Consider the following 1,198-nt stretch of genomic DNA (forward strand, 5'->3'; position numbering starts at 1 on the left):
GGGCAGATTATTAAGATCAGTCTTCACGTTCTGATCTCAATGACTCTGCCAAGTTCCCGACAACCGCCTCTAATACAGAGGCCCGGCTATAAGTAGGCTACCGTGAACGATAAGCGACCCGTTAACCTCGATCTGAGCACGATCAAGTTCCCGGTCACGGCTATAGCATCTATCACCCACCGTGTAACCGGCGTTGCCATCTTTTTGGCGTTGCCGATTCTGCTGTGGATGCTGGATCGCTCCCTGGCGTCTCCCGAGAGCTTTGCGGACCTGAAAGAACTGATGATGACCTCACTGCTGGTGAAGCTGGTGGTATGGGGCATCCTGTCTGTATTGCTATACCACCTGGTGGCGGGCATTCGTCACCTGATTATGGACACCGGTGTTGGTGAAAGCCTGGAAGGCGGCCGTCGTGGCGCCAAGTTGGCCTTCATCATCTCTGCGGTATTGATTCTGCTGACAGGAGTCTGGATATGGTAACCAGTGTAACGAGCCTGGGCCGTAACGGCCTGTATGACTGGCTCATTCAGCGAGTATCAGCTGTCATCATCGGTGTATACATGATCGGCATGCTGGGTTATTTGATCACCGCCGGTGATCTGGATTATGGCAGCTGGAAAGCCTTCATGGGATCTATCTGCATGCAGATAGCCAACACCCTGCTGGTAATTTCTGTCGCTGCACACACCTGGGTAGGCCTGTGGGGCGTAACCACGGACTACCTGACCAGCCTGACCTTTGGTAAAGCCGCCACCGGCGTTCGCCTGATTGCCCAGCTGGCAATTGCACTGGCGTTGGTTGTGTACCTGCTTTGGGGTCTGGTTCTGATCTGGGGAGGGGCGTAATCCATGTCCATTCGCACTATTACGTTTGACGCTATCGTCGTAGGTGGTGGTGGTGCCGGTATGCGCGCCTCACTGCAAATGGCCCAGTCCGGTTTCAAGACTGCGCTGATTTCCAAAGTTTTCCCGACCCGTTCGCACACCGTATCCGCCCAGGGCGGTATCACCTGTGCGATCGCGTCCGCCGATCCCAACGATGATTGGCGCTGGCACATGTACGATACCGTGAAAGGTTCCGATTACATCGGTGACCAGGACGCGATCGAATACATGTGTAATGTAGGCCCTGAAGCGGTCTACGAACTGGACCATATGGGGCTGCCGTTTTCCCGTACTGAAGAAGGTCGTATCTACCA

Annotated in this window: 3 protein-coding genes; all 3 read left to right on the plus strand. The window is 54.7% G+C overall.

Annotated elements, in window-relative coordinates:
* Positions 1 to 102: 102 nt before the first annotated feature.
* Positions 103 to 480: a succinate dehydrogenase, cytochrome b556 subunit gene (gene sdhC, locus A3754_RS21240; RefSeq protein WP_063519195.1), complete on the plus strand. Its 378-nt coding sequence runs from the start codon at positions 103 to 105 to the stop codon at positions 478 to 480.
* Positions 474 to 845 carry a succinate dehydrogenase, hydrophobic membrane anchor protein gene (gene sdhD / locus A3754_RS21245; RefSeq protein ID WP_007150974.1) on the plus strand — a complete coding sequence of 124 codons (372 nt, stop codon included), beginning with the start codon at positions 474 to 476 and terminating at the stop codon, positions 843 to 845. The genes sdhC and sdhD overlap by 7 nt, the downstream gene beginning before the upstream one ends.
* A 3-nt stretch (positions 846 to 848) precedes the next feature.
* The coding region (locus A3754_RS21250; protein ID WP_156497128.1) for an FAD-binding protein at positions 849 to 1,198 on the plus strand (350 nt) is incomplete at its 3' end.

It is taken from the genome of Alcanivorax sp. HI0083 (assembly GCF_001635175.1).

Excerpts from the sequence above, each read along its gene's own strand:
- sdhD (WP_007150974.1), top strand. The coding sequence starts at position 474 with ATGGTAACCAGTGTAACGAGCCTGGGCCGTAACGGCCTGTATGACTGG.